This is a genomic window from Umezawaea sp. NPDC059074, from assembly GCF_042738955.1.
Classification (GTDB): Bacteria; Actinomycetota; Actinomycetes; order Mycobacteriales; family Pseudonocardiaceae; genus Umezawaea.
The window spans coordinates 13499-21422 of sequence record NZ_JBHYHC010000140.1; the positions used below are offsets into that span (position 1 = coordinate 13499).

The 7924-nt window shown below is 69.6% G+C and carries 7 protein-coding genes; 5 read left to right on the forward strand and 2 right to left on the reverse strand.

Annotated elements, in window-relative coordinates; all coding sequences use genetic code 11:
• Positions 1–484: 484 nt before the first annotated feature.
• A complete protein-coding gene (locus tag ACFWW9_RS38635) occupies positions 485–1264 on the reverse strand; it encodes an alpha/beta fold hydrolase (protein WP_390387481.1) in 780 nt (259 codons plus the stop codon).
• Positions 1261–2598, reverse strand: coding sequence for an MFS transporter (locus ACFWW9_RS38640; protein WP_390387483.1), 1338 nt, complete (start codon positions 2596–2598; stop codon positions 1261–1263). The genes ACFWW9_RS38635 and ACFWW9_RS38640 overlap by 4 nt, the downstream gene beginning before the upstream one ends.
• A gap of 69 nt (positions 2599–2667) precedes the next feature.
• Between ACFWW9_RS38640 and ACFWW9_RS38645 the strand changes: the two genes are divergently transcribed.
• The 5 genes from ACFWW9_RS38645 to ACFWW9_RS38665 all read left to right on the forward strand — a co-directional run bounded on the left by ACFWW9_RS38645 (position 2668) and on the right by ACFWW9_RS38665 (position 7690).
• Positions 2668–3093 carry a MarR family winged helix-turn-helix transcriptional regulator gene (locus ACFWW9_RS38645; protein WP_390387485.1) on the forward strand — a complete coding sequence of 142 codons (426 nt, stop codon included), beginning with the start codon at positions 2668–2670 and terminating at the stop codon, positions 3091–3093.
• A gap of 328 nt (positions 3094–3421) precedes the next feature.
• The gene (locus tag ACFWW9_RS38650; protein WP_390387486.1) at positions 3422–3832 is read left to right on the forward strand and encodes a helix-turn-helix domain-containing protein; all 411 of its coding nucleotides are present in this window, start codon (positions 3422–3424) and stop codon (positions 3830–3832) included.
• On the forward strand, positions 3832–4323 hold the full coding sequence (locus tag ACFWW9_RS38655; protein ID WP_390387487.1) for a hypothetical protein: 492 nt from the start codon (positions 3832–3834) through the stop codon (positions 4321–4323). The genes ACFWW9_RS38650 and ACFWW9_RS38655 overlap by 1 nt, the downstream gene beginning before the upstream one ends.
• Before the next feature lie 3 nt (positions 4324–4326).
• Positions 4327–5451 carry an MAB_1171c family putative transporter gene (locus tag ACFWW9_RS38660; protein WP_390387488.1) on the forward strand — a complete coding sequence of 375 codons (1125 nt, stop codon included), beginning with the start codon at positions 4327–4329 and terminating at the stop codon, positions 5449–5451.
• Positions 5452–5656: 205 nt separating this feature from the next.
• The gene (locus ACFWW9_RS38665) at positions 5657–7690 is read left to right on the forward strand and encodes an endo-1,4-beta-xylanase (RefSeq protein ID WP_390387489.1); all 2034 of its coding nucleotides are present in this window, start codon (positions 5657–5659) and stop codon (positions 7688–7690) included.
• Positions 7691–7924 lie beyond the last annotated feature (234 nt).

Below are 7924 nucleotides of genomic sequence, written 5' to 3' on the forward strand. Positions count from 1 at the left end.
CCTGGGGTGGCGTACCCCCCACACGCCGGCCTATATATATACCCCGAGGTTTTTCTGTGCCCCGGCGTTTCCGGGCGGCTGCCCCAACAAAAACGGGTGCGAAGGCGCTTCGGATCGGGGTGGGGCGGGAGGTCTGGCCGCCACCAGGGTTGCGTGCGGCCGCTTTGGCCGTGGGTGAGGTTGGTGGGGCTCGTTTGGCGGTGAGGCCCGGTTTGGTGCTTCCGCTTGCGTTGGCCGTGAATCGGTGGGCGCGTTTGGTATTGGAGCTGGTCGCGCGTCCGCTTGCACTCACTGCGGGTCGAGTTGTCCTGCTTTGCCTACGGCCCCTACTTGCCCGCCTCGGTCGGGTCCGGGTCGTCCTCGCCTGTTCCGGCTTGCCTCGACGTGCTCCAGCTTTGCTTACCCCGATGACCTTGTCTGTCCTGTTTGGACTCGGCCTGGAGTCTTACTGCCTTCCCGCTCCCTGATCCTGTGGCCCAGGGGGTTAGCGGGTGGTGTGCTTGGAGGCGAAGGTCCAGATGGTGGTGAGGAGTTCTTCCGGGGTTTCGATTTGGGGGAGGTGGCCGGTGTTGTTGAGTAGGTGGAATTCGGCTCCTGGGATGGTGTTCGCGTAGGTCTTGCCGTAGGCCGGGGTGGCGATTTGGTCTGCTTCGCCCCACACAACGAGGGTGGGGGGTGGGGTGCTGGTGGAGAGGCGGCCGGTGAGGGTGGGGTCGGTCATGCCCGTTGCCGTGTAGGTGGCGAGAGTGGTGCGGTTCGACGCCATTGCCTGTTGTGCTGCTGGCGGGAGTTTGGTCGGGTCGATGCCGTACTTCTCCGGGTTGTGGTAGCTGAGTTGGGCTACCTCGGCCATCGTGAGGGAGAAGAAGTCGGCCACCGGGTGGTCCGGGACGTCGATGCCGACGGCGTCGACGATGATCACGCTGCTGATCCTGGGGGAGTTGAGCAAGGTCATCTCCGTGGCGATCCAGCCGCCGATGGAGTTGCCGACGACGGTGACGTCGTCGAGGTCCAAGGATTCCAGCAGAGTGACGTAGAGGGCTGCCAGGTCGCCGACTGTGGTGAGGGCTTCCGGGCGCGGTGTGCCTGCGAAGCCGGGGTGGGTCGGGGTGATGACTCGGGCGTTCTCCCTGGTGGACAACAGGGTTGCGAAGGCCTGCACGGTCAGGGGGCCGCCGCCTCCGTGCAGCAGGAGGACCGGGTGGCCCTCGCCCTGGTCGGTGTAGGTGACGTCCACGGGGCCGATGCCGTCGAGGGTGATCATGTGTTCTCCCGTGTGAGGAAGTGGGTTGTTGTCGCGGTGAGGACTAGCAGTGCTGCGAGAGAGATCGCGCAGGTGTGGAGGGCGTTGGTGTAGCTGGTGTGCGCGGTGGTGGCGAAGATGACGCCGACCACGGCCGCGCCCAGTGCGCCGCCCAGTTGGCGGAGCGCGTTGTTGGCCGCGCCTGCCATTCCGGAGTGGTCGCGGGGGACTGAGTGCACGGCCACGGCTGTGCTGGTGGCGATGACGAGGCCGCAGCCCGCGCCGGTGAGGAGCAACGGGCCGGCGAAGCCGGTCAGCGTGGTGGTGTCGGTGGTGGTGAGCAGGGTCGTCAAGCCGGCCGCTGCTACCAGTGGGCCCGCGATGAGTACTGCTCGGGGGCTGAAACGGGTTTGCAGGTGGGCGGCGGTGAGGCTGGCCGCGGCGTTGCCGCCGAACAGACAGGCCAGGCGGACGGCGATGCCGAGTGCGGTTACGTGCTGGTGGGCGAAGAACAGGCTGAGCACGAACACGATGCCGACGATCGTGAACAGCACGACCATCGCCGACAGGCCCGCCGCGGTGAAACCCCGTGAGGTGAACAGGGTTGGGCGCAGCAGGGGAGCCGTCGAGTGGTGTTCGATGAGGACGAACGTGGTCAGGAATGCGACGCCTGTGGTGAGGCCGATCAGTGCTTGCGGTGACGTCCAGCCCGTCGAGCCGCCGGTGATCACGCCGTAGACGAGTGCCACGATGCCCGCCGCGCTGGTGAGTTGGCCCGGCCAGTCCGGGGAGCGGCCCTCGGGGGCGGACGACTCCTGTGCTCGGGTCGCCCCGAGGACCATCACGGTGATCGCCAGGACGGTGATGGGTGGGTAGAGCCAGTGCCAGTCCGCGTGTTCGGTGATCACGCCGGAGAGGAACGGGCCCGCGCCCAGGCCCACGACGTTGGACGCCGCCCACGCGGCGATGGCACGGGTGCGTGCGGCGATCAGGGCGAGCGTGGACGACATGACCAGGCCCGCGCCCAGGCCGCCCGCCGCTTGGCCGAGCCACAGGACGGGGATCAGGTCGCCCGCCAGGAAGCCGACGACCGTGCACGTCACGGTGAGCGCGAGGCCGATCAGGGCGACGCGCCTGCGGCCGTGCAGGTCGCCGAGCACGCCACCGGACAGCACCGTCGCGACCAGTGCCGCGGTGAACGCCGCCGCGACCCACTGGAGGTCGGAGGTGGTTCCGCCGATCGTGCCCAGCACCCCGTTCACCGCGGAGAACGGCAGGTAGGACACCAGCATCGCGGCGCAGGCGAACGTCGCCGTCGTGCGCTCGGTGCGGGTGTCCAGGTGGGTGGGTGCCATGGGCGGAACAGTAACCAAGCATGTTGATATAAGCAAGCTTAGTTAAGGACGTTGAGCTAGCATCGGGGCATGGAGCGTTCACTGCAAAGGACCGGTCTGGCCGTGAAGCGGTTGCAGATGCAGCACCACCGGGGCGCGAACGCGGCGTTGGCGGAGCTGAACATCAGCATCGTGCAGTGGGACGCGTTGCGGCACATGGACTTGAACCCCGGTGCCTCGCTGCACGACCTCGCGCAGTTGACGTTCCAGACCGACCAGTCGTTCGGCGCGCTGGCCGTGCGGATGGAGGCGCGGGGGCTCGTCGAGCGCGTTCCCGGGCCCGGTCGTGCGGTTCGGCACCAGTTGACGGCGAAGGGGCGCGAGGTGCGCGAGGCCGGGGCTGCGCTCCTGGACCGGGTGCTGGCCGAGTCGTTCGACCGCATCACGCCCGAGGAGCACGCCGCTCTCGACCGGATCCTGGCGAAGCTGGTGATCGACGTGCCGGGGGTGGGCTGAAAAGGGCCCGCGTTGGCGGCGAACCGTCAACGCGGGCCCGCGCGCGATCGTGGCGCACCCCCCTGGCGCCGCGGTCGCTCGATTCGAGCGGGCAGCGCCCACCCGGCCAGGGCGTCGCCGTGGACGCGTCCGAGTCCTCGCGGATCGCGCCTACCACGCGACCGCCGCCGTGCGCGGACAGCTCGGACGGACGTGAAGCCCCCTGTTGGCATCTCAGTGACCGAACTTTCCCCCTCGATCACTTTAATGACACGCCGAGGCTATCCGGACCGGTTGGTCCAGTCAACACAGCGTTATCGACCGTGCCGCGGGTCACTAGGATGACCGGGTGAGCACGCCCAGGACGTTGGCGGAGAAGGTGGACTACCTGTTCCACGAGGTGCACCCCCGTGGCCGGAAGTCGTTCACCCACCCCGAGGTCTCGGCCGCGACGGGCTTGTCCACGGGGTTGCTCTCGGCGTTGCGCTCGGGCAAGAACACCAACCCCACCAAGGACACCGTGGAGCGGTTGGCCGGGTTCTTCGGCGTGCCGGTCGCGTTCTTCTTCGACGACCAGACCACCGAGCAGGTCGCCGCGCAGATCGGGCTGGCCGCCGTCATCCGCGACGCGGGCATCGCGCACGCCGCGACCCGGATGGTCGGGCTGTCCGCGGGCAGCGTCGAGGCCGTGACGGCCCTGACCGAGCAGCTGCGCAAGCTGGAGGGCCTCGAACCGGCGACCCCGGACGACCCCCGCTGATGCGCCGGTCCGGTTCCCGGCGGCTGCGCGACCTGGTCGACGGGCTCGACCTGCCGCGCCCGTTCGACGTGCGCGAGCTGTGCCGCCGGGTGGGGGAGGAGCGGGGCCGCCCGATCGTGCTCGCGCCGCTGGAACTGGCCGCGCTCGGGCCGTGCGGGCTGTGGCTCGCGACCGCTGACGTCGACTTCCTCTGCTACGAGCGCGACACGTCCCCGCCGCACCAGGAGCACATCGTCCTGCACGAGCTGGGCCACGTCCTGTGCGGCCACGGCGGGTCGGAGGCGTTGGGCGACGCGCTCGGCGGCCTGTTCCCCGACCTCGGCGGCGACGCGCTGAAGATCATGCTGGCCCGCAGGCACCTCGGCTACGCCGACGGACAGGAAGCCGAGGCCGAGTCGTTCGCCTACGCCGTGCTCGACCGCGTCGGCGACCGCCGCTCGGGCGGCGAGGACGGCTTCACCGCGCGCCTCGGCAAGGTCCTGGAGGACTGACCGGTGAGTGCGGCGAACGCCATCCACCTGGCGGTGACCGCGATGGTCGCCGTGGTCCTGGTGTTCCGGCTCGCCGCGGTGCGCCGCAACCCCGGCGACCCCGCGGTCCTCGCGCTGTTCCTCGCCACGCTGTGCTTCCAGGTGGCGCTCGTGCTCGGCTACCCGACCTGGTACTGGTTCGTCGACCGGCTGCTCGGCGGGGTGCCCTGCCTGCCGCAGTTCGCCCAGTACGCGGCGGTCATGGCGATGTTCCACTTCGCGTCGGTGTTCGCCCTGCACCTGGTGGAACCCGATCCCGAGGAGGTGCGGCGGGGCGTCCGGCGGCACCGGTGGCTGGTCGCGGCGGCGCTCGCGCTGCTGGCGGTGACCTACCTGGCGGGCCCGTTCCGGCTGGGGATGCGGGAACTGGGCTGGACCGGGCAGCGCGACCGGGGCGTGCTCGCGTTCGTGCTGACCACGCAGCTCTACAGCGGGGTGGTGCTGCTGGGCATGGTGCGGCTCGCGTGGCGGCACCGGCGGATCGAACGCCGGTTCCTCCGGCTCGGCCTGCGCTTCCTCGGCGTCGGAGCGCTCTTCGGCTTCCTGCAAGGGGTTCACAAGATCGTCTACCTCGCGGCGCTGGTCGCGGGCCACCCCCTGCCGTGGAACGAGAACGGGCCGAAGGGCGTGCAGGCCCTGTTCCTGCTGCCCGCCGTGCTGTGCACGACGATCGGCATCCTGCTGCCCGCGTGGGGGTCGAGGATCGCGCTGCGGTGGAGCCGGGAACGCAGCTACCGGCGACTCGCGCCGCTGGCGGACGCGCTGCGCGACGTCCTGCCCGCGGGAGAACCGCCGCGCGGTCGGCGTTCCCGGCTGCGGAACCGGGTGATCGGCATCCGGGACGCGCTGATCGGCCCGCTGCGCGCGCACCTGAGCGCCGACGTGCACGACGAGGCCCTCGACCGCGCGGTCCGGTCCGGGGCGAGCGCCGACGAGGCGAAGGTCGCCGCGGAGGCCGCGTGCGTCACGGCCGCGCTCACCGCGTTCCGCGACGGCGTGACGTTCTCTCGGCAGCCCGCGTTGACCTTCGCCGACGATCTGGACGCCGAGGCGTCTTGGCTCGCTCGGATCAGCCAGGCCACTCGCTAGTCGAAACTTTCGGCAACGTTGTCATTCCCGCCCGTGGCGGTTTCTGCGCGTTTGCCTGCGGGATACGGCATCTCATATGGCTTCGGGCCGTTGACGTAACGCGGTCGTGATCCTACGTTACGAGAAGTTTAGTGATTGTTGCCGAAAGTTTCGATCAGTTTGTTTCCGGGGATCTCCCTGCACTCACCATCCCTCTGGAGGACAGATGTCGAGAATCGACGGAGCCGGGACCCGCCCACCCGCGGGCCGGACACGACCGCCGCGGCGCGTCGCGGTGCTGGCGGGCGCTGCCGCCGTGCTCGGCGCGGTCGCCCTCGTGGTCCCCGGCGTGGCCAGCGCGGGCACCACGCTGGGCGCGTCGGCGAGTGAGAGCGGCCGGTACTTCGGGACCGCGGTGGCGGCGAGCAAACTCTCGGACTCGACATACGTGGGCATTTTGAACCGAGAGTTCAATATGGTGACGCCCGAGAACGAGATGAAGATCGACGCGACGGAGCCGAACCAGAACCAGTTCTCCTACGGCAACGCGGACCGGATCGTCAGCCACGCCAAGAGCCAGGGGATGCGCGTCCGCGGCCACACCCTCGCCTGGCACTCGCAGCAGCCGGGCTGGATGCAGAGCATGAGCGGGTCCGCCTTGCGGTCGGCGATGCTCAACCACGTCACCCAGGTCGCCACGCACTACAAGGGCCAGCTCTACGCGTGGGACGTCGTCAACGAGGCGTTCGCCGACGGCAGTTCGGGCGCACGCCGTGACTCGAACCTCCAGCGGACCGGCAACGACTGGATCGAGGCCGCGTTCCGCGCCGCCCGCGCGGCCGACCCGAACACGAAGCTCTGCTACAACGACTACAACACCGACGACTGGAACCAGGCCAAGACCCAGGCCGTGTACCGGATGGTGCAGGACTTCAAGTCGCGCGGCGTCCCGATCGACTGCGTCGGCTTCCAGTCGCACTTCAACAGCGGCTCGCCGTACCCGTCGAACTACCGCACCACGCTGTCCAGCTTCGCGGCGCTCGGCGTGGACGTGCAGATCACCGAGCTGGACATCCAGGGCGCGTCCGGCACGACCTACGGCAACGTGACCAAGGACTGCCTGGCCGTGGCGCGCTGCAACGGCATCACGGTGTGGGGCATCCGGGACAGCGACTCGTGGCGCTCCGGTGACAGCCCGCTGCTGTTCGACGGCTCCGGCAACAAGAAGGCCGCGTACACCTCGGTCCTCAACGCCCTCAACGGCGGCGGCACGACCACGCCGCCGACGACCACCACGACGACCCCGCCCAGCGGTGACTGCCGCAACGGCTACGTCGGCCTCACCTACGACGACGGCCCCGTCGCAGGCAACACCACGGCACTGCTCAGCGCGTTGCGCTCGGCGAACCTGCGGGCCACGTTCTTCAACATCGGCAACAAGGTCGGCTCGAACGCCGACCTGGTGCGCGCCCAGAAGAGCGCGGGCATGTGGATCGGCAACCACAGCTGGACCCACCCGCACCTCACCCAGCTGTCCCAGTCGGAGATCACCTCCGAGCTGACCCAGACGCAGCAGGCGTTGCAGCAGGCCACCGGGGACACACCGAAGCTGTTCCGGCCGCCCTACGGCGAGACCAACGCGACGCTGAAGTCGGTCGAGCAGCAGCTCGGGCTCACCGAGGTGCTGTGGAGCGTCGACTCGCAGGACTGGAACGGCGCGAGCACGTCCGCGATCGTGCAGGCGGCGTCCACGCTCCAGAACGGCGGCGTGATCCTCATGCACGACGGCTACCAGACGACCGTCAACGCCATCCCGCAGATCGCCTCGGGCCTGGCGAGCCGCGGCCTGTGCGCGGGCATGATCTCGACGTCCACCGGCCAGGCCGTCGCCCCGTCGGACGGCCCCGGCACCACCCCGCCCACGACGACCACCACCACGACCCCGCCGTCCGGCGGCGGTTCCTGCACGGCCACCTACCGGACGTCGCAGACGTGGGGCGACCGCTTCAACGGCGAGGTGACCATCAAGGCGGGCAGCACGGCCATCAGCACGTGGACGTCCACCGTCACCGTGACGTCGCCGCAGAAGGTGTCGGCGACCTGGAACGGCACGCCGAGCTGGGACGGCAGCGGCAACGTCATGACCATGAAGCCCAACGGGAACGGGTCGCTCGCCGCGGGCGCCAGCACCACGTTCGGCTTCACCGTCATGGCCAACGGCCAGTGGTCCGCCCCGGCGGTGACCTGCCGCGCCTCCTGACCTACGGGAAGTCCTGACCCGGCACCAGCGCCATCCGAGTGATCAGGTCTGCGACGATCACCACCCAAGATGATCAGTTCGAGTGAACATCGACCGGTGTCGTTGCGGTCGTGATCGGCCGACGACCACATTCGCAGGGGTCGGAGGTGGGGCGGCCGCCCACCACCAGGGGGCCCGCCGCGCCCCGCGGTGGGGGGTGTGCTGGGGGGGGGGGTGGGCGTGGTGGGGGTGGTC